We start from the raw sequence: 20,004 nt of genomic DNA, 5'->3' as shown, positions 1-20,004 counted from the left end.
GCTCAGCCCCCGGATCAGTACAAAGGCATGTCAGGTTCGACGTCGCGAACCCAGTGTTTCATGCCGCCCTGCAGGACTTTGGTGTTGGCGAAACCGGCGGCTAGCAAGGTGCTGGCGGCTTGCTCGGCGCGGGAGCCGGCGTAGCAGATCAGGTAATGGGTATTGTCGCGGCTGAGGCTGTGCAGTTGCTCATCCAGTTCGGCCAGAGGGATATGCACCACGCCCGGCAGTTTGCACACCTCCAGCTCAGTGGCGTCACGCACGTCCAGCAGCACATCGGCGCTGCGGTGGTGTTCAAGCACTTGCTTGAGTACTCGCGGCTTGATGTAGCGTTCTTCGGCCAGGGACGGTTGGCTGGGCACGGCATCGGCGCACACTGTCGGCGCCACCGGTTCGCTGCGACGCAGCGCCGAGCAGCACGGGCAGTCGGCGCGGCGCTTGAAGCGGATTTCGCTGAATTTCATCGCCAGCGCATCGAAGCGCATCAACCGACCGGACAGCGGCTCGCCGATGCCGATCAGCAATTTGATGGCCTCGGTGGCTTGAATCATGCCAACCACACCCGGCAATACGCCGATTACGCCGCCGGCGCTGCAGTTGGGTGCCAGCTCGGCAGGCGGTGCTGAGGGGAACAGGCAGCGGTAGCACGGCCCACCTTTATAGTTGAGCACACTGATCTGCCCGTCGAAGCGGTAGATGGCGCCGTAGACCAGAGGTTTACCCAACTGCACGCAGGCGTCGTTGACCAAGTAACGCGTGTCGAAATTATCGGTGCCATCGATCACCAGATCGTAGGCGCCCACCAGTTCCAGGGCGTTGTCGGCGTTGAGGGCAGTGTTGTGCGCGTTGATCTGGATGTGCCGGTTCAGATCCTGCAGGCGCTGTTTGGCCGACTCGACCTTGGGCATGCCCAGTGTGCTGTTGCCGTGAACGATCTGGCGTTGCAGGTTGCTGCTTTCCACCACATCGAAGTCCACCAGGCCCAGGGTGCCAATGCCGGCCGCCGCCAGGTACAGGCTGATGGGCGAGCCGAGGCCGCCGGTGCCGATGATCAATACCTTGGCCTTTTTCAGGTTCAACTGACCTTCGCGCCCGACGCCTGGCAGAGTGATATGGCGCACGTAGCGCTGCACTTCTTCGTTGCTTAAAGCCTCGACGTCCATGCCGCCGGAGGTGGCGAGCAGCACTTCGATTCTGGCTTTTTCCGGCAAGGGCTCGTCGGCGTCGATCAGTTCTTCCTCGGCCGTGAACAGGAAGTGTTCCTTGAGCTGATTGTTCTTCTCGTGAAACAGGTGCGGGCGCAGCTGCGGGTGGCTGCTGCAGAGGTTTTCAATGACTTCGCGCAATGTCGATCCGGTGCCCTCGAGGGTCGATTCCGGCAGCTTGGCCACGCGAACCAGAATGTCGGGGAAAGAGACAGCGTTCATGGACAACTCCGTGTGCAGGTCGTTGAAGGGTTGAGGGGCGAAATGCTTGCCGTCCCAGGCAAACAGCTTTGAGCCCAGGGCCTTGCCCTGGCGTACGTCCACCACCAGGTAGCTCACGGGGTAGATCGGCTCACCCAGGAACAGTGCCTTGTCCTGGTCTTCGTCACTGAAGTAGGCGCCGACATCCGGGTGCGAGTGATAGATCACCACCACCGGGTTATCACTGCGCAACGCCTTGTTCATCAGCAGGGTGTCGGCTACCGAGAAGGTGTAGCCGTTGGCCGCGCTGCGCGCGTACATCTGGGGGTTCTTGCGGTGTAAGTCGTTCTGGATATTGCTGCCCAGGTACACGCTGCCGTCGGCGAAGACAAAACCACAGCATTCCTCTGGGTAGCTGCGGCTGGCGTGGGCATAGATCTGCTCCAGGGCATTGGGGCGGAGGACGTCCATGTTTCTCTCGCGTTGCTGATAGGGGTGGGTCAGGAGGCTCAATTTTTCTTGGCCAGGAGTTTTTCGACAGGCAGCTTGGTGATCGCGAAACCAGCCAGCAGGATGGCGGAGTACAGCATCAGGTCGCGGGAAATTTCCACGCCTTCGTACCAGGCGCCGATGATCACCGCGAATACCGGGAAGATGATGAACACGAACGACAGAATGATCGGACTCAAGCGCTTGAGCAGCATGAAATACACGATAAACCCGCCCACCGACGCCACCAGCCCCAGGTAGAACAGCGCGCTCCAGGAACGCAGCGTGATGGTTTCGAAGGTGGGTGTTTCAAACCACAGGCCGGCCACAAACAGCATCAACCCGGCAATGCCGATGGGCAGCGTGTTGTAGGTGATCACGCTGATGGCGCTGCCTTTTTGCTTGGTAATGACGTAGCACAAGGCATGCATGATCGCGGCGGTCAGAATTGCCAGCACCCCGAAGAATTCGGCGTGGTCCAGGTGCAGGCCCTGGCTCTTGATGATCATGTAGAGGCTGCCGAAACCGATGCCGATGCCGACCACCTGGGAAAAATAGATGCGCTCGCGCAGAAACAGCGCGGAGAAAATCAGGATAAACACCGGCATGCAGCTGAACAGCAGCGCGGTGAGACCGGAAGAGACATGCATCTCGCCGTAGTTGAGCAGGTAATAGGGAACGCTGAAGTAGGACAGTGTCACGAATACGAAGAACCAGCGGCTTTCGCGCGGGAACAGGATGGGCTCGCGGCGCACCAGAGCGAAACACAGGAACAGCGGGAAGGCGATCAGGAAGCGCAGGCCCGCCGATGTCAGCGGTGGCACGCTCTCGACAGCGATCTTGATCCCCAGCCACGTAGTGCCCCAACTCAGGCACACGATAAGAAACATCACGCTGGTCACCAGGCCGGCCAACCACTGTTTCTGAGTTTTTGTTTTTGTTGTGTTTTCAAGAACGGCGGACATTGGCATCGTTTATTGCTTCCCTGAGCCGGAATTGAACTCTATATTGACTGTGTATTAAGTTGTTTCATTCGGTTATTGAACCCGTAAAAGCACACTATTAGGGCGAATGATGGCTGTCAAAACAAATATTGACATGGTGTCAATTATGCGTGAGGGGTTGTCCAGCGGTCAGGGCGTGAAGTACAAGCGCCTGTCCGATGTGATGGAACGAGGCATCCTTGAAGGCTTGATTGAACCCGGACGAAAACTGCCGCCCCATCGGGTGCTTTCCGACAATCTGGGTGTAACCATCGGCACTATCAGCCGAGCCTACGGCGAACTGGAACGCCTCGGGTTGGTGGTGGCGCGGGTGGGTGACGGCACTTTCGTGCGCAAGCGTGGGATGGAGCGCCAGCGTGATGAAGGTTTTCGCAACGTCAGCGAGGAGCCGCGCCATTACTTCGACATGAGCCGTAACATGCATATTCCTGGTCAGGAGACGGTGTTTCTGGCCCAGAGCTTCCAAACCTTGTCGACCAACGCCAAGTTCCTCCAGGACATCAGCGCCTACACCCCGGATGCCGGTTTGCCCCGCTACCGTGAGGCCGGGGCGCAGTGGCTGGTGCAGCGTGATTTTCACCCGATTCCCGAGCAGGTCATCTGCGTCAATGGCGGCCAGCATGGCCTGCTGTGCGCGATGATGGCATTGCTGCGGGCGGGCGATACGGTGGTCACCGAACAGCTGACCTATCCCGGGCTGATCACGGCCGCGCGCATGCTCGGCGTGCGGCTGATCGGCCTGGAGATGGACGAAGAAGGCGTGTTGCCGGGCGCGCTGGATGAAGTCTGTCGTAATCACCGGGTTTCGGCGTTGTACTGCACGCCCACCATCCAGAACCCGACCACGGCGGTGTTGTCGGTCGCGCGCCGGGAAGCGTTGGTCAAAGTGTGTCGCGAGCACAATCTGCTGATTCTTGAAGACGAAGCCCACGGCGTATTGGTAGAAGATCGGCCGCCGCCCCTCAGCCATTTCGCGCCTGAACGTACGATTTTGATCAGTAGCCTGAGCAAAGCGGTGTCCGCGGGGTTGCGGGTGGGCTACGTGCATGCGCCACCGGCGCTGGTCAGTCGTATTTCGGCGGCCTTGCGCTCGACCTGCTGGATGGCCACGCCAGTGACTCTGGAACTGGCGACCCAGTGGATCGAAAACGGCACGGCGGAATACCTGCTACGTCAGCAGATAAACGAGATCAGCCGCCGCAAAGCCCTGGTGCGCGACCTGCTGACCGGCCTGGAGTACCGCACCCACCTCAACAGCCCGCATTTTTGGATTGAAGTGCCGGAGCCCTGGCGCGCGTCGGAAATCGAGGCGGAACTCAAGCAGAATAATTACCTGATCGCCACGGCCGAAGCCTTTGCCGTAGGGCAAACGGCGGTGCCGCAGTTTATTCGGGCGAGTATTTGTAATACGTCGGGTGACGATCAATTGTTGCGGGCTGGGTTCGATGCGCTGGCGACGGCGTTGGGGCAGGGTGGCGGCAGGTTTCACCTGTAGGCAGGTTTACCGCGTTATCGTTCATCGCAGGCCAGCCCGCTCCCACATTTGAATGCATTCCAGTGTTGGAACTCGGTCAAATGTGGGCGCGGGCTTGCCCGCGAAGGCGTCAGTTCAGACAGTGCAGTTATTTGAACCTGCGCTCTACACCTTTCTCCACCAGAATCTTCGCCGATATCTCTTCCACCGAAAAATGCGTGGAATTGATGTGCGCAATATTCTCGCGACGGAACAGATTTTCCACCTCGCGCACTTCGAACTCGCACTGTGCGTAGCTGGAGTAGCGGCTATTGGGCTTGCGTTCGTTACGAATCGCCGTGAGGCGGTCCGGGTCAATGGTCAGGCCGAACAGCTTGTGCTGGTGCGCGCGCAGGGCGGCCGGCAACGTCAGGTGTTCCATGTCGTCTTCGGTCAGCGGGTAATTGGCGGCGCGGATACCGAACTGCATGGCCATGTACAGGCACGTTGGGGTTTTGCCGCAGCGGGACACGCCCACCAGGATCAAATCGGCCTTGTCATAGTAATGAGTGCGGGCGCCGTCATCGTTGTCGAGGGCAAAGTTGACCGCCTCGATACGCTCCATATAGTTGGAGTTGTGGCCAATGGAATGGGACTTTCCTACTGAGTAGGAGGAGTGTTCACTCAACTCCTGTTCCAGTGGCGCCAGGAACGTGGAGAAGATGTCGATCATGAAACCATTGGAGGTGGCGAGGATCTCACGGATGTCTTGATTGACGATGGTGTCGAAAATGATCGGCCGAAAACCGTCTTTTTCAGCCGCCAGATTGATTTGTTGTACCATGGCTCGCGCTTTATCCACGCTGTCGATATAGGGCCGCGTGAATTTGGCGAAGGTAATGTTTTCGAACTGCGCGAGCAGGCTCTGACCCAATGTTTCGGCTGTGATGCCGGTGCCGTCGGAGATAAAGAAAGCAGATCGTTTCATTTGAGCCCTGGGCCTTAAGCTGATGGCGAATCTTGGATATGATAGGCGCGATTTTGCCGTCCCGCAGTGGGCCGCATTCTCACTTATTTTCCAGGTCCAGGCCACAAGCGCTGGCGTTTGCTCCTACTGAGCCGCTGGCGTCCTGAGCTTTTCCAACACAGAAAGTGGAGAGATCACCTTGGTAGAGTACGTAGTTTCCCTCGATAAGCTCGGCGTCCATGATGTAGAGCATGTGGGGGGCAAGAACGCATCCCTCGGCGAGATGATCAGTAATCTTGCAGGCGCTGGTGTCTCGGTGCCCGGTGGTTTCGCCACCACGGCCCAGGCTTACCGCGACTTCCTCGAGCTGAGCGGCCTCAACGCCCAGATCCACGCCGCGCTGGACGCCCTGGACGTCGATGACGTCAACGCCCTGGCCAAGACCGGTGCCCAGATCCGTCAATGGATCATGGACGCCGAGTTCCCCGAGAAGCTCAACGAAGAAATCCGCACCGCCTTCGCTACATTGTCGGCCGGCAACTCGGACATGGCCGTCGCCGTGCGCTCCTCGGCCACCGCCGAAGACTTGCCGGACGCCTCCTTTGCCGGTCAGCAGGAAACCTTCCTGAATATCCGCGGCGTCGAAAACGTCATCCGCGCCGCCAAGGAAGTGTTCGCCTCGCTGTTCAACGATCGCGCCATTTCCTACCGCGTACACCAAGGTTTCGACCACAAGCTGGTGGCTTTGTCTGCCGGCGTGCAGCGCATGGTGCGTTCGGAAACCGGCACCGCCGGCGTGATGTTCACCCTGGACACCGAATCCGGTTTCCGTGACGTGGTGTTCATCACCGGTGCCTACGGCCTGGGCGAAACCGTCGTGCAGGGCGCGGTCAACCCGGACGAATTCTACGTCCACAAACACACGCTTGAGGCCGGTCGCCCGGCGATCCTACGCCGCAACCTGGGCAGCAAGGCCATCAAGATGATCTACGGCGACGAGGCCAAGGCCGGTCGCTCGGTAAAAACCGTTGAAGTCGACAAGGCCGAGCGCGCGCGTTTCTGCCTGACCGACGCTGAGGTCAGCGAGTTGGCCAAGCAAGCGATGATCATCGAAAAGCACTACAAGTGCCCGATGGACATCGAGTGGGCCAAGGACGGTGATGACGGCAAGCTGTACATCGTGCAGGCGCGTCCTGAAACCGTGAAAAGCCGCACTTCCGCCAACGTCATGGAACGCTACCTGCTGAAAGAAACCGGCACCGTGCTGGTGGAAGGCCGTGCCATCGGCCAGCGCATCGGCGCCGGCAAGGTGCGGATCATCAAGGACGTGTCCGAGATGGACAAAGTCCAGCCGGGCGACGTGCTGGTGTCCGACATGACCGACCCGGACTGGGAGCCGGTGATGAAACGCGCCAGCGCCATCGTCACCAACCGGGGCGGGCGTACTTGCCACGCGGCGATCATTGCGCGTGAGCTGGGCATTCCTGCGGTGGTGGGCTGCGGCAACGCGACCCAACTGTTGAAAGACGGCCAAGGCGTGACCGTATCCTGCGCTGAAGGCGACACCGGCTTCATCTTTGAAGGTGAGCTGGGCTTCGACATCAAGCAAAACTCCATCGATGCCATGCCGGACCTGCCGTTCAAGATCATGATGAACGTCGGCAACCCGGACCGCGCCTTTGATTTCGCGCAGTTGCCGAACGCCGGTGTGGGCCTGGCCCGCCTGGAATTCATCATCAACCGCATGATCGGCGTGCACCCCAAGGCCCTGCTGAACTACGACGGCCTGCCGCTGGACATCAAGGAAAGCGTCGACAAGCGCATCGCCGGCTACAACGACCCGGTGGGCTTCTACGTCGAGAAGCTGGTGGAAGGCATCAGCACCCTGGCGGCGGCGTTCTACCCGAAAAAGGTCATTGTGCGGCTGTCGGACTTCAAGTCCAACGAATACGCCAACCTGATCGGCGGCAAGCTCTACGAGCCGGAAGAAGAAAACCCGATGCTGGGCTTCCGTGGGGCCTCGCGTTACATCAGCGAGGCCTTCCGCGACTGCTTCGAGCTTGAGTGCCGCGCTCTCAAGCGCGTGCGCAATGAGATGGGCCTGACCAACGTCGAGATCATGGTGCCGTTCGTGCGTACCTTGGGCGAGGCGAGCCAAGTGGTCGACCTGCTCGCAGAAAACGGCCTGAGCCGTGGTGAAAACGGCCTGCGCGTCATCATGATGTGCGAGCTGCCGTCCAACGCCATTTTGGCCGAAGAGTTCCTGGAGTTCTTCGACGGTTTCTCCATTGGTTCCAACGACCTGACTCAGCTGACCCTGGGCCTGGACCGTGACTCGGGGATCATTGCCCACCTGTTCGATGAGCGTAACCCTGCGGTCAAAAAGCTGCTGGCCAACGCCATCCAGGCCTGTAATAAGGCCGGCAAGTACATCGGCATCTGCGGCCAGGGCCCTTCCGACCACCCGGACCTGGCCAAATGGCTGATGGAACAGGGCATCGAAAGCGTCTCGCTGAACCCCGATTCGGTGCTGGAAACCTGGTTCTTCCTGGCGGAAGGGCAAGCGTCCGCCTAAGGTCGTGACTTAAAAAGTGCCGGTCACTCCTCAAGGGTGACCGGCATTCTTATCTGTGCAGGGCGGAACTCCTTCCGGACGCCGCCCTTTTTTGTGCAAGAGCATTATGCAAAGCAGCAGCAACCTGTTTCCCGTCGCCCTGATCAGTGCTGAACGTCGCGGCGACCTGAGTGAAGATGTGTATCGCCTCAAACCCGGTAATAGCCCCGACGGCACCGTCGAGCTGGCCGTGACGCGTTTGGGGCTGGCCGATGTCCCGGAAAACCGGGGCACGCCGGTCATTTTGTTGCACGGTAGTTTTTCCAACCGACGTTTCTGGTACTCGCCCAAAGGCATCGGTTTGGGCGCTTATCTGGCGCGCCAGGGCTTTGATGTGTGGATCGCGGAAATGCGCGGGCATGGCTTGTCCAAGCGCAACCAGGACTACGCGAAGAATCGCGTTGCCGACTACGCGCGTTACGATTTGCCGGCCATCGGCGCGTTTGTGCATGAGCAAAGTGCGCAAATCCCGCACTGGATCGGGCATTCCCTGGGCGGCACCGCACTGGCCGCGGCCCTCGGCGGGCAGCACCTGGGGGTGCCAGCGGCGGCCTCGGTGGCGTTGTTTGGTTGCCAGGTGAGCCGTACCCACTGGCCGTTGAAAATTCCACCGGTGGAGTGGACCGCTCGTTTGCTCCTGAAACGTTTTGGCGAGGTGTCCGGCGCGCGGCTCAAGCGTGGTCCGGAGGATGAGCCTGCGGGCGTGATGATCGAAGCCATGCGCTGGAACGGCCTGTTCGGTCGCTTTGGCGATGGCAAACAGGATTGGTGGAAAGGCCTCGCCGAAGTCGATGTGCCGTTGTTGGCGGTGAGTGCCGCCGGTGACCAGCAGGACCCGGATTGGGCGTGCCGCAAGTTGTTCGAGCAAGTCGGCTCCGAGCATCGCCAATACCTGTGTCTGGGTCGCCAGCAGGGCTTCAGCGGGGATTTCGGGCATGTCGAGATGCTGGTCAGCAAAGCTGCTCAAGCCGAGGTATGGCCAATGGTGGTGCGGTGGTTGAACGATCCACTGACACCCTTGGCCGGGGCGTACCCGCAGGTATTGGCAGCTGTTTGATCAAGCGCTCTGCCAAGGGCGTTTCACTCGTGTGTGGTTGCGGCTAAGATATGACGCGTTAAACGCTTCTGGTCATATTCAGTCGCGCAGTCGCTATTGCGTTGCGACGAAGCGAGTCCGATCATGGCCGCCGCCAACCGGTGAACCGTTAAAGATTGCCTGTTGCGACACGTTTTTCTGATGTACACCGTGGGATGTTCGACCTCTTCTTTGATGACAGGAGTTTCTCGATGAACCATTACGTGACGCCCGATCTGTGCGACGCCTACCCGGAGCTGGTGCAGGTGGTTGAGCCGATGTTCAGTAATTTCGGTGGCCGGGATTCCTTTGGCGGCGTGATCGTCACCATCAAATGCTTCGAGGACAACTCCCTGGTCAAGGAACAGGCCGATCAGCCGGGCGCCGGCAAGGTGCTGGTGGTCGACGGTGGTGGCTCCCTGCGTCGCGCGTTGCTCGGCGATATGATTGCCGAGAAAGCCGCAAAAAACGGCTGGGAAGGGCTGGTGATCTACGGGTGCATCCGTGATGTCGATGTCATTGCCCAAACCGATTTGGGCGTACAGGCGCTGGCCACTCACCCGATGAAGACCGACAAGCGCGGCATTGGCGACCTGAACGTGGTGGTGACCTTCGCCGGCGTGACGTTCCGCCCCGGTGAATACATTTATGCGGACAATAACGGCGTGATCGTCTCGCCCAGCCCGCTGAAAATGCCTGAATAAACTGCTGTTGCCGATAGGGGTGAGGATGTTCGAGGAAGAAAACGCGCAATGGGGGCTGGTGCATGCCCTGGTGCTGGACGGTAAAGGCGGTGCGCGTTCGATTGCCCGGACTGAGCTCGACGACTTGCAACTGCAGCATCAGGAAAGCTTGTGGCTGCATTGGGATCGCAGCCATCCGCAGACCCAGACCTGGCTGCGTAAATCCAGCGGCTTGAGCGAGTTTGCCTGCGATTTGCTGCTGGAGGAAAACACCCGTCCGCGCCTGTTGCCGCTGCCCGAAGCGCAATTGCTGCTGTTTCTGCGCGGGGTCAACCTGAACCCGGGCGCCGAGCCGGAAGACATGGTGTCGGTGCGGATCTTCGCAGCGGCCGATCGCGTGATTTCCTTGCGCCTGCGTCCGCTGCGCGCAACCGATGAGTTGCTGGTGCAACTGGCGGAGGGCAAAGGGCCGAAAACCGCTTCGGAACTCATCCTTTATATGGCGCAGTACCTGACCAACAAAGTGCAGGATCTGGTTACCGATCTGTCTGAAGTCGTCGATATCGAAGAAGAAAAATTGGATGCCGACGAACGGTATACTCCGGAACATGGCAGCGTCCTGCAGATCCGTCGGCGCGCGGCGGGGCTCAAGCGTTTCCTCGCCCCTCAGCGAGATATTTTTGCCCAGCTGACGCGAACCAAATTGCCGTGGTTTTGTGATGACGATGCTGACTACTGGAACGAATTACACAACAGCCTGACGCGTTACCTGGAAGAGCTCGAATTGGCTCGAGAGCGCGTGGGGCTTGTGCTCGAGACCGAAGACCGGCGATTGAGCCTGCGGATGAATCGCACCATGTACCGCTTCGGTATCATCACCGGGATTTTTTTGCCGATGAGTTTTCTCACCGGTTTGCTGGGGATAAATGTGGGCGGGATTCCGTTCTCCGCCAGCCCCTACGGATTCATGATTGCGTGCCTGATGATGGTGGTCGTCGCCTTGGGACAATGGTGGCTATTTCGACGATTGCGCTGGGTTTGACCTGAATATGACCTGAACGTAGTAGGGGGTACATGTGACCCCAGGAATTTAACCCTCGTCTTTTAAATCACTTGCGAGAGGTCTTTATGCACGATCCGTTCGAACAGTCATTGCGTGACATGCTTAATGCTTCGCCGTCCAACCGTGACGACGACGCCTGCCTGGGTCGCGTGTTGAAAACCGCCAACCGTCAGGTAGGTGCGGGAGATCTGTTCGGGCTGCTCGGTCGTTGGCTGCCAGCGCTGATGATGGCTCTGAACAATGGTTCGGCCCATGTGTCGCCGGTTTCCCGTCGTAAACCTCTTGCTCGCACTGCTGATAAGGCTGATTGAATATGGAACTTGATCTCTGGACCCAGAGCCTGGTCACTGCGATGACTGCATTGTGGACCAAGGTGGCGAATTTCATTCCCAACCTGTTTGGTGCTCTGGTATTGGTCTTGCTGGGTTTTGTCGTGGCCAAGCTGCTCGACACCCTGCTGTCCAAATTGCTCGCCAAACTGGGCCTGGACCGCTTGATGGCAGGCACGGGCCTGACCAAGCTGTTGGGTCGTGCCGGGCTGCAAGTGCCGATCTCGACCCTCATCGGGAAGATCGTTTACTGGTTCGTTTTACTTATTTTTCTGGTTTCTGCAGCTCAATCCCTTGGACTTGAGCGAGTTTCAGCTACGCTCGACATGCTGGCGCTGTATTTGCCGAAGGTTTTCGGCGGCGCGCTGGTGCTGCTCGTAGGCGTTTTACTGGCGCAACTGGCCAACGGGCTGGTGCGCGGAGCCGCCGAAGGCGTGGGGCTGGACTATGCTGCGGGCCTGGGGCGGATCGCTCAGGGGCTGGTGATCATCATCAGTATTTCCGTCGCGATCAGCCAGCTCGAGGTCAAAACTGACCTGCTCAACCATGTGATTGTGATTGTTTTGATTACCGTTGGTCTGGCCGTTGCGCTGGCCATGGGGTTGGGAAGCCGGGAAATTGCCGGTCAGATTCTTGCGGGAATCTATGTGCGTGAGCTGTATCAGGTTGGGCAACAGGTGCGTGTGGGCGAGGTCGAAGGGCAAATCGAGGAGATCGGCACAGTCAAGACGACCGTGCTGACCGATGACGGTGAGCTGGTATCGCTGTCCAATCGGATTCTCCTGGAGCAGCAGGTCAGTAGCCGCTAATCCGGCAAACCCTGCTAATGTACGCCGCCGCAAACCCGGGTGACCGGGCTGTAGCGGACATTGACCTGACTGTCGGCACGACTTGTTTTGAATAAAGCCCAAACGCTGTCTACGCGCTATGACCCCCGTGAGCTCTCTGATGAGGAGTTGGTCGCGCGCTCGCACACGGAGCTGTTTCACGTAACACGCGCGTACGAAGAATTGATGCGCAGATATCAACGCACTCTGTTCAACGTTTGTTCAAGGTATTTAGGGAACGATAGAGATGCGGACGATGTCTGTCAGGAAGTGATGCTCAAGGTGCTGTATGGCCTGAAGAACTTCGAGGGCAAATCGAAGTTCAAGACATGGCTCTACAGCATCACGTATAACGAGTGCATCACGCAGTATCGTAAGGAGCGGCGAAAGCGTCGGTTGATGGACGCTTTGAGTCTCGACCCCCTTGAGGAAGCGTCTGAAGAAAAGGCGCCGGCACCCGAGGAAAAGGGCGGACTCGATCGCTGGTTGGTGCATGTGAATCCAATTGACCGCGAAATTTTGGTGCTACGATTTGTCGCAGAGCTGGAGTTTCAGGAAATTGCTGACATCATGCACATGGGTTTGAGTGCTACAAAAATGCGTTACAAGCGTGCTCTTGATAAATTACGTGAGAAATTTGCGGGCGAGACTGAAACTTAGTGCGTGGCAAATATCTCTTACGTGTAGGCAAGTTCTGTTAGACTTGTCGCCGAGTTGTCCCCCGGTTTGTGGGACTGCTTTACAATCACCAGATGGGGATTTAACGGATGAAACTGAAAAACACCTTGGGCTTTGCCATTGGTTCTCTTATTGCTGCCACTTCTTTCGGCGCTCTGGCACAAGGCCAAGGCGCAGTTGAAGGCCAGCTGTTCTACAAGAAGCAGTACAACGATAGCGTTAAGCACATCGAAGACGGCTTCAACCCTGGCGCAAGCATCGGTTACTTCTTGACCGACGACGTGTCGATCAACCTGAACTACGACACTACCAACCACACCCGTTCGAACGACGGTACTGGTAGCCAGAAGATCAAAGGTGACACTGGCAGCGTGACTGCTCAGTACCACTTCGGTCAGGCCGGTGTTGACTCCCTGCGTCCATACGTTGAAGGTGGTTTCGGTCACCAGAGCCGTACCAACGTTGAAGCTGACGGCCACAAAGGTCGCGACCAGTCCACTCTGGCTATCGCTGGCGCTGGCGTGAAGTACTACTTCACCAACAACCTGTTCGCACGTGCCGGTGTTGAGTCTGACTACAACCTGGACAACGGCAAGTGGGATTACTCCGCACTGGTCGGCCTGGGTGTGAACTTCGGCGGCAACGCCGGCGCAGTAGCTCCAGCTCCTACCCCAGCACCAGCTCCAGAGCCAACTCCAGAGCCAGAAGCTCCAGTTGCTCAGGTTGTTCGTGTTGAGCTGGACGTGAAGTTCGACTTCGACAAGTCGGTTGTTAAGCCTAACAGCTACGGCGACGTGAAAAACCTCGCTGACTTCATGAAACAGTACCCACAAACCACCACCGTTGTTGAAGGTCACACTGACTCCGTCGGTCCTGACGCTTACAACCAGAAGCTGTCCCAGCGTCGTGCTGACGCGGTCAAGCAAGTTCTGGTCAAAGACGGTATTGCTCCTAACCGTGTAAGCTCGGTTGGTTATGGCAAATCCCGCCCAGTTGCTGACAACGCAACTGAAGCTGGCCGTGCTATCAACCGTCGCGTAGAAGCCTCGGTAGAAGCTCAAGCTGCTCAGTAATTACTGAGTGGTAAAAAAAAGCCCGGCTTAGGCCGGGCTTTTTTTCGCCTGGCGTTTGCCTCAGGCGCTGGCGGATACGGCCACGCATGCCGCCTGTGCAGCCGCGGCGACACTGCCGATCACCAGAATTGCCGGGCTCTTCAAGGCGAACGCCTGCGCATCCTTGTGCATCTGCCCCAACGTGCTACGGCATTCTCGCTGCTGAGGCAGCGATGCGTTTTCGATCATCGCCACCGGCATATCCTCTGCCATGGCACTCTCCAGCAGCTGCTGACGGATCTCCTCCAGCTTCGCCACGCCCATGTACACCACCAACGTCGTCCCGCTTTCGGCCAGTGCACGCCAGTTCGGGCTGCTGTTGTCCTGGGTATGTGCCGTAACGAGCGTTACACCGCGACTGACCCCGCGCAATGTCAGCGGGATATCGCAGTTTGTTGCACCGGCCAGGCCCGCCGTGATCCCGTTGACCAACTCCACGTCCACACCACGTTCGCGCAACCACATCGCTTCTTCGCCGCCACGCCCGAAAATGCACGGGTCACCACCCTTTAATCGCACCACGCATTTGCCTTGCCGGGCATAACGCAGCATCAGGCGATGGATAAAATCCTGTGGTGTCGAACGGCAGCCACCGCGTTTGCCTACGCTGATAATCCGCGCCTCAAGGCAGTGCTCCAGCACAGCCGGGTTGACCAGGTCATCAATCAATACCACGTCGGCCTCATGGAGGGCCCGCACCGCCTTCAGGGTCAGCAGTTCAGGATCACCGGGCCCCGCACCCACCAGCCAGATTTTTGCGCTCATGTTTTTCCCTCACACACTGATTGCGATTGGCTGCGGGTTGCTGGCCAAAAGACGTTTGATTTCCGGTACGCACGAGCCGCATTGCGTGCCGCAGCCCAGCGCCTGTTTGAGCCCGTTAAGGTCCAGGCCGCGAGTGATGCCTGCGCATACGGCGTTTTCGCTGACGTTCTTGCAGTTGCACACAATCTTGCCGCTGGCAGCCGCACCGCCCGGCGGCGCACTGAGCGGTGCCAGCAGCCAGCGGCGCAGTTGATCGTCAGTGCGGCCTTCCAGCCAGAGGCTTTGCAACCAATGCCGAGCCAGGGTTTCACCGGCCAGGCGCAACGCGGTAATCCGGCCTTTTTCGATTTTTACGCGTTTACCGATCGAGCGACGCGGGTCGTCGTACGCCATCACTGGGCCGTCGTTGAGCCCCAGCAGTGCGTCGATACGGGTCAGCAGTTGCAGGTCGGGCGCCTCGGTATGTGCCGCGCGCACCACCAGTGCCGGCCGTTCGCGCCCGGCCAGGCTCAGGCTCACGTAGGCAAAGCCCTCGCACAGGGGGCGCAGTGCCTCGACGTGTTGCTGCACATCGCCTTCGATCAACGCAAACAGCTGCCACGGCAGTTGCACAGCCTCCAGGCGCACACCGCTGTGTTTGAGTTCCGGCTGTTTCGACAAAGGGTCGAAGGCTGGCTGGGTCAGCGTATTCACGCCCCCCTTGAGAAAACGGTCACCCCAATGCATCGGCAGGAACGCTTGGCCGGGGCGCACGCTGTCATCACTGTTGAGGGCAATAATCACGCTGCCGCGGCGGCTTTTGAGGTTGACCAGGTCTCCGTCCTTGAAGCGATGGCGGCGCAACTCATCCGGGTGCAGGCTCAGCAGTGCCTCGCTCACATGCCCAAATAACTGGGCTGCAGTGCCTGTGCGACTCATGCCGTGCCATTGATCACGCAGGCGGCCGGTGATCAGCGTCAGCGGGAAGCGTGCGTCGCGCTGCTCTTTGGCGGCGCGGTAGGGGTCGGCAACAAAGTGCGCGCGGCCGCTCTCGGTCGGGAATACGCCGTCGGTGTACAGGCGCGCAGTTCCAGATTGCGCGCCCGCGGGAAACGGCCATTGCTGCGGACCCATCCGATCGAGCAGGGCATGGCTGATGCCCGACAGGTCAAGGTCGCGGTTGCGGGTCAGCAGTTTGTACTCATCAAAGAGCTGCGAGGGGTGTTCAAAGGCGAAAAGCCCCGGTTTTCCGGGATAAAGATGTCGCTCCAGGCGCTGGGCAAAATCCACAGTGATCGCCCAATCCGGGCGCGCCTCCCCAGGTGGGGCGATGGCCCGTCGCACGTGGGAAATGCGCCGTTCAGAGTTGGTTACCGTGCCTTCTTTCTCGCCCCAACTGGCCGCCGGCAGCAGCAAGTCAGCGAAACGGGCCGTTTCTGTTGTACGAAAAGCCTCCTGTAGCACCACGAAAGGGCACGTCTCCAAGGCCATGCGCACGGTGTTCTGGTCGGGCAAGGATTGGGCAGGGTTGGTGCAGGCGATCCACAAGGCCTTGATCTTGCCGGCCTGTACCTGTTCAAACAGTTCGATGGCGGTCAGCCCGGTGCTGGCTGGCAGTTGTTCAACACCCCAATACGCGGCCACTTCGGCCCGATGTTCCGGGTTGGCCGCCTCGCGATGGCCGGGCAGCAAATTCGACAAACTGCCGGTCTCGCGTCCACCCATCGCATTCGGCTGGCCAGTCAGGGAAAACGGCCCACAGCCCGCTCGGCCAATCGTGCCCGTGGCCAAGTGCAAGTTGATCAGCGCGCTGTTTTTGGCGCTGCCGGCGGTGGATTGGTTGAGCCCCATGCACCACAGCGACAGAAAACTGCTGGAGGTACCGACCCATTCGGCGCACAGGCGCAGCTGCTCGACGCTGATCCCGCACAGCTGCGTGACCATTTGCGGCGTGTAGTCATGCACCAGCCGTTTCAGCTCGGCCAGCCCATCGGTATGTGCCTGGATAAAGTCTCGGTCGACCCAGTCTTCCCACAGCAACAGATGCAAAATCCCATGGAACAACGCCACATCCGTCCCAGGCAGGATGGCCAGGTGCAGGTCAGCCAAATCGCAGGTGTCCGTGCGGCGTGGGTCGATCACCAGCACTTTCATCTGCGGGCGCCGCGCTTTGGCTTCCTCTAGGCGTCGGAACAATACCGGGTGGGCGTAGGCCATGTTGCTGCCGACGATCATTACGCAGTCGCTGCACTCCAGGTCTTCATAACTGCACGGCGGCGCATCGGCGCCCAGGCTGCGCTTGTAGCCCACCACTGCCGAGGACATGCACAGCCGCGAGTTGCTGTCGATGTTGTTGGTGCCGACCAGCGCGCGAGCCAGCTTGTTGAAGCTGTAGTAGTCCTCGGTCAGCAATTGCCCGGAAATGTAGAACGCCACGCTGTCCGGCCCGTGTTCGCTGATGGTCTCGGCGAACACGTTGGCCGCGTGCTCCAGTGCGGTTTCCCAGTCGGTGCGTGCCCGCGCCAGGCCCTTGCCCAGACGCAGCTCCGGGTACAAGGCGCGGGCCGCCAGGTCGCCGGTCAGGTGCAGACTGGAGCCTTTGCTGCACAACTTGCCGAAGTTCGCCGGGTGGTTCGGGTCGCCTTGCACACCGAGGATCTGCGCGCCATCGTGCTCGATCAGCACGCCGCAACCCACCCCGCAGTAACAGCAGGTGGACGCGGTGACCTGGCGGTTCATCAACCCGCGTCCCGCAGGGCCAGCATGACCCGGCCATTTTCCACGCGGGCGTGGTGATGGTGTGCGCAGCCGATGTCCGGTGCCTGGGCTTCGCCGGATGCCAGATCAATCTGCCAGTTGTGCAGCGGGCAGGCTACGCGCTTGCCGTAGATCAGGCCTTGGGACAACGGACCGCCCTTGTGCGGGCAGCGGTCATCGAGGGCGAACACTTCGTCATCACTGGTACGAAAAATCGCGATATCACCTTTGGGCCCATTGATGATGCGCGAGCCCAGGGCGTTGATTTCATCGAGTGCGCAGATATCCAGCCAGTTCATACCGGCACCTCCAGCTGTTTGACGGGGATGACCTCGAATTCCTTTTTCAGCAGCGGCTGCTCCAGGCGTTCTTTCCAGGGGTCTTGTTCGAACGACAGCGAAAACTGCAGACGCTCGTTGAGAGCTTGGCGGCGAGCCGGGTCTTCCAGTACGGCCTTCTTGATGTGCTCCATGCCCACGCGTTGCAGGTAGTGCACGGTGCGCTCGAGATAGAAGGCTTCTTCGCGGTAAAGCTGCAGGAAAGCGCCGTTGTATTCACGGACTTCGTCGGCGGTTTTCAGCTTGACGAAGAACTCCGCGACTTCGGTTTTGATCCCACCGTTGCCGCCGATGTACATCTCCCAGCCGGAATCCACGCCGATGATGCCCACGTCCTTGATGCCGGCTTCCGAGCAATTGCGTGGGCAACCGGACACCGCCAGCTTGACCTTGTGCGGCGACCACATATTGAACAGGTCATGCTCCAGCTCAATGCCCAACTGCGTCGAGTTCTGTGTGCCAAAACGGCAGAACTCACTGCCGACGCAAGTCTTCACGGTGCGGATGGATTTGCCATAGGCGTGACCGGAAGGCATGTCGAGGTCTTTCCAAACCCCTGGCAGGTCCTGTTTCTTGATGCCCAGCAGGTCGATGCGCTGACCGCCGGTGACCTTGACCATCGGCACGTTGTACTTGTCGGCCACGTCGGCAATACGCCGCAGCTCTGACGGATTGGTCACACCGCCCCACATCCGCGGGACTACGGAGTAGGTGCCGTCTTTCTGAATGTTGGCGTGGGCGCGTTCGTTGATCAGGCGCGATTGCGGGTCATCCTTGGCTTCGCCTGGCCAAGTGGAGATCAGGTAATAGTTGAGCGCCGGGCGGCAGGTGGCGCAGCCGTTGGGTGTGCGCCAGTTCAGGTAGCTCATGGTGCCGGCGATGGTCAGCAAGTGCTGATCGCGGATGGCCTGGCGAATTTGCCCGTGGTTGAGGTCGCTGCAACCGCAGATCGCCTTTTCGCTCTTCGGTTTGACGTCCGCGGCACCGCCCACGGTGTTGATCAGGATCTGCTCCACCAGCCCGGCGCAGGAGCCGCAGGAGCTGGCGGCCTTGGTGTGCTTCTTGACCTCGTCAACGCTGAATAGCCCGTGCGCCTGGATCGCCTTGACGATGGTGCCCTTGCACACGCCGTTGCAGCCGCAGACTTCGGCGTTGTCGGCCATGCTCATGGCCTTGTCCTGGCCTTGATGGCCGACATCCCCTAAAGCGTTTTCGCCGAACATCAAGTGATCGCGGATCTCGCCTATCGCATGGTTCTCACGGATCTGACGGAAATACCAACCGCCGTCCGCGGTATCGCCGTACAGGCAGGCACCGACCAGGATGTCGTCCTTGATCACCAATTTTTTGTACACGCCGCCAATCGGGTCGCTGAGGGTGATGGTTTCGGTGCCTTCGCCGCCCATAAAGTCGCCGGCGGAGAACAGGTCGATACCGGTGACCTTCAATTTGGTTGAGGTGACCGAGCCCTTGTAGGTGGCAAAGCCCAGCTGCGCCAGGTGATTGGCGCAGACTTTGGCTTGCTCGAACAGTGGCGCAACCAGGCCATAGGCGATGCCACGATGGCTGGCGCATTCGCCGATGGCATAAATGCGTGGGTCGTAGGTCTGCAAGGTGTCGTTGACCAGAATCCCGCGGTTGCACGGGATGCCGGATTTTTCTGCGAGTTCGGTGTTGGGGCGGATGCCGGCAGCCATCACCACCAGGTCGGCGGGGATGACGTCGCCGTTCTTGAATTGCACTGAGCCGACACGGCCGTTACCAGCATCGTGCAGCGCCTGGGTCTGTTCTTGTAGACGGAACACCAGGCCACGGCTTTCCAGTTCGGCCTGCAGCAGTTGGCCGCTGGTCTTGTCCAGCTGCCGCTCCAACAGCCATTCGCCGATATGCACCACGGTCACGTGCATGCCGCGCAGCATCAGGCCGTTGGCGGCCTCCAGGCCGAGCAAGCCACCGCCGATCACCACAGCGTGCTTGTGGGTTTTGGCGGTGTCGATCATGGCCTGAGTGTCGGCGATGTCGCGGTAGCCGATCACGCCTTGCAAGGTATTGCCTGGGATCGGCAGGATAAATGGCGTCGAACCGGTGGCGATCAGCAGGCGATCGTACTCGGCTGCGGTGCCGTCTTCGGCGATGACCAGGCGTTTGACACGGTCGATCTGCACCACTTTGCGGTTGAGCAACAGCTTGATGTGGTTATCCAGGTACCAGTCGAGATCGTTGAGCACGATCTCTTCGAACGTTTGCTCGCCGGCCAGCACCGGCGACAGCAGAATGCGGTTGTAGTTGGTGTGGGGCTCGGCGCCGAACACGGTGATGTCGTACAGGTCGCTGCTCAGCTTGAGCAATTCTTCAAGGGTGCGAACCCCGGCCATGCCGTTGCCGATCATCACCAATTTGAGTTTTTTCATGTCGTTCTCCGCAATGGCTCGACCAATTACGCGCAAACAAAAAAAGGCGTCCCC

Annotated in this window: 16 protein-coding genes; 9 read left to right on the top strand and 7 right to left on the bottom strand. The window is 59.4% G+C overall.

The genetic code is table 11. The features are described 5' to 3' along the window. Positions 1–14: 14 nt before the first annotated feature. Together moeB and ABWL43_RS21705 are read right to left on the bottom strand one after the other, a co-directional pair. On the bottom strand, positions 15–1,877 hold the full coding sequence (gene moeB, locus ABWL43_RS21710; RefSeq protein WP_404484272.1) for a molybdopterin-synthase adenylyltransferase MoeB: 1,863 nt from the start codon (positions 1,875–1,877) through the stop codon (positions 15–17). A gap of 38 nt (positions 1,878–1,915) precedes the next feature. After that, complete coding sequence (locus ABWL43_RS21705; protein WP_164487959.1) at positions 1,916–2,809, bottom strand: DMT family transporter; 894 nt, start codon at positions 2,807–2,809, stop codon at positions 1,916–1,918. A gap of 160 nt (positions 2,810–2,969) precedes the next feature. Between ABWL43_RS21705 and ABWL43_RS21700 the strand changes: the two genes are divergently transcribed. Beyond that, on the top strand, positions 2,970–4,394 hold the full coding sequence (locus tag ABWL43_RS21700) for a PLP-dependent aminotransferase family protein (RefSeq protein WP_106576709.1): 1,425 nt from the start codon (positions 2,970–2,972) through the stop codon (positions 4,392–4,394). 127 nt (positions 4,395–4,521) lie between these two features. On the opposite strand, the gene ABWL43_RS21695 is transcribed toward ABWL43_RS21700, so the two are convergent. Further along, positions 4,522–5,340, bottom strand: a complete 819-nt coding sequence (locus ABWL43_RS21695; RefSeq protein ID WP_058412273.1) for a pyruvate, water dikinase regulatory protein — start codon at positions 5,338–5,340, stop codon at positions 4,522–4,524. A gap of 178 nt (positions 5,341–5,518) precedes the next feature. Between ABWL43_RS21695 and ppsA the strand changes: the two genes are divergently transcribed. From ppsA to ABWL43_RS21655, 8 genes are all read left to right on the top strand, one after another. Continuing rightward, a complete protein-coding gene (gene ppsA / locus ABWL43_RS21690) occupies positions 5,519–7,894 on the top strand; it encodes a phosphoenolpyruvate synthase (protein ID WP_262208405.1) in 2,376 nt (791 codons plus the stop codon). Positions 7,895–8,000: 106 nt separating this feature from the next. Then, positions 8,001–8,990 (top strand): alpha/beta fold hydrolase, encoded by a 990-nt coding sequence (locus ABWL43_RS21685; RefSeq protein ID WP_404484267.1) that lies wholly within the window; start codon positions 8,001–8,003, stop codon positions 8,988–8,990. A gap of 230 nt (positions 8,991–9,220) precedes the next feature. Beyond that, entirely contained in the window at positions 9,221–9,712 is a 492-nt protein-coding gene (rraA, locus tag ABWL43_RS21680; protein WP_404484264.1) for a ribonuclease E activity regulator RraA, read from the top strand. A gap of 25 nt (positions 9,713–9,737) precedes the next feature. Further along, a complete protein-coding gene (locus ABWL43_RS21675; protein WP_404484261.1) occupies positions 9,738–10,733 on the top strand; it encodes a zinc transporter ZntB in 996 nt (331 codons plus the stop codon). An 86-nt stretch (positions 10,734–10,819) separates the two neighbouring features. After that, positions 10,820–11,065 carry a hypothetical protein gene (locus ABWL43_RS21670; protein WP_005790375.1) on the top strand — a complete coding sequence of 82 codons (246 nt, stop codon included), beginning with the start codon at positions 10,820–10,822 and terminating at the stop codon, positions 11,063–11,065. 2 nt (positions 11,066–11,067) lie between these two features. Continuing rightward, positions 11,068–11,892 carry a mechanosensitive ion channel family protein gene (locus tag ABWL43_RS21665; RefSeq protein ID WP_003193288.1) on the top strand — a complete coding sequence of 275 codons (825 nt, stop codon included), beginning with the start codon at positions 11,068–11,070 and terminating at the stop codon, positions 11,890–11,892. A gap of 87 nt (positions 11,893–11,979) precedes the next feature. Next, complete coding sequence (sigX, locus tag ABWL43_RS21660; RefSeq protein WP_003193286.1) at positions 11,980–12,570, top strand: RNA polymerase sigma factor SigX; 591 nt, start codon at positions 11,980–11,982, stop codon at positions 12,568–12,570. 107 nt (positions 12,571–12,677) lie between these two features. Further along, positions 12,678–13,661: an OmpA family protein gene (locus ABWL43_RS21655; protein ID WP_262208399.1), complete on the top strand. Its 984-nt coding sequence runs from the start codon at positions 12,678–12,680 to the stop codon at positions 13,659–13,661. 60 nt (positions 13,662–13,721) lie between these two features. Here ABWL43_RS21655 and cobA read toward each other — a convergent pair whose 3' ends face one another. Genes cobA through nirB form a run of 4 tightly spaced genes read right to left on the bottom strand, consistent with a single transcriptional unit; the run spans position 13,722 to position 19,950 of the window. Beyond that, positions 13,722–14,465: a uroporphyrinogen-III C-methyltransferase gene (cobA, locus tag ABWL43_RS21650; protein WP_404484256.1), complete on the bottom strand. Its 744-nt coding sequence runs from the start codon at positions 14,463–14,465 to the stop codon at positions 13,722–13,724. Positions 14,466–14,474: 9 nt separating this feature from the next. Further along, positions 14,475–17,183, bottom strand: a complete 2,709-nt coding sequence (locus ABWL43_RS21645; protein ID WP_404484253.1) for a molybdopterin-dependent oxidoreductase — start codon at positions 17,181–17,183, stop codon at positions 14,475–14,477. Beyond that, positions 17,183–17,500 carry a nitrite reductase small subunit NirD gene (gene nirD / locus ABWL43_RS21640; protein ID WP_145159126.1) on the bottom strand — a complete coding sequence of 106 codons (318 nt, stop codon included), beginning with the start codon at positions 17,498–17,500 and terminating at the stop codon, positions 17,183–17,185. Before nirD ends, ABWL43_RS21645 begins: the two co-directional genes overlap by 1 nt. Next, the gene (gene nirB, locus ABWL43_RS21635; RefSeq protein ID WP_145159124.1) at positions 17,497–19,950 is read right to left on the bottom strand and encodes a nitrite reductase large subunit NirB; all 2,454 of its coding nucleotides are present in this window, start codon (positions 19,948–19,950) and stop codon (positions 17,497–17,499) included. Before nirB ends, nirD begins: the two co-directional genes overlap by 4 nt. Positions 19,951–20,004: the final 54 nt, after the last annotated feature.

This window comes from Pseudomonas sp. HT11 (assembly GCF_044875395.1).
In the GTDB taxonomy this organism is placed as follows: Bacteria; Pseudomonadota; Gammaproteobacteria; order Pseudomonadales; family Pseudomonadaceae; genus Aquipseudomonas.
Note: the sequence above shows the minus strand (reverse complement) of the source record. Positions and strands in the feature narration are given on the sequence as shown.

Coding starts and splice junctions, on each gene's coding strand:
- ABWL43_RS21695 (WP_058412273.1), bottom strand. CDS start 5,340: ATGAAACGATCTGCTTTCTTTATCTCCGACGGCACCGGCATCACAGCC.
- nirD (WP_145159126.1), bottom strand. CDS start 17,500: ATGAACTGGCTGGATATCTGCGCACTCGATGAAATCAACGCCCTGGGC.
- rraA (WP_404484264.1), top strand. CDS start 9,221: ATGAACCATTACGTGACGCCCGATCTGTGCGACGCCTACCCGGAGCTG.
- cobA (WP_404484256.1), bottom strand. CDS start 14,465: ATGAGCGCAAAAATCTGGCTGGTGGGTGCGGGGCCCGGTGATCCTGAA.
- ABWL43_RS21685 (WP_404484267.1), top strand. CDS start 8,001: ATGCAAAGCAGCAGCAACCTGTTTCCCGTCGCCCTGATCAGTGCTGAA.
- ABWL43_RS21700 (WP_106576709.1), top strand. CDS start 2,970: ATGGCTGTCAAAACAAATATTGACATGGTGTCAATTATGCGTGAGGGG.
- ABWL43_RS21655 (WP_262208399.1), top strand. CDS start 12,678: ATGAAACTGAAAAACACCTTGGGCTTTGCCATTGGTTCTCTTATTGCT.
- ABWL43_RS21675 (WP_404484261.1), top strand. CDS start 9,738: ATGTTCGAGGAAGAAAACGCGCAATGGGGGCTGGTGCATGCCCTGGTG.
- moeB (WP_404484272.1), bottom strand. CDS start 1,877: ATGGACGTCCTCCGCCCCAATGCCCTGGAGCAGATCTATGCCCACGCC.
- ABWL43_RS21645 (WP_404484253.1), bottom strand. CDS start 17,183: ATGAACCGCCAGGTCACCGCGTCCACCTGCTGTTACTGCGGGGTGGGT.
- ABWL43_RS21665 (WP_003193288.1), top strand. CDS start 11,068: ATGGAACTTGATCTCTGGACCCAGAGCCTGGTCACTGCGATGACTGCA.
- ABWL43_RS21670 (WP_005790375.1), top strand. CDS start 10,820: ATGCACGATCCGTTCGAACAGTCATTGCGTGACATGCTTAATGCTTCG.
- nirB (WP_145159124.1), bottom strand. CDS start 19,950: ATGAAAAAACTCAAATTGGTGATGATCGGCAACGGCATGGCCGGGGTT.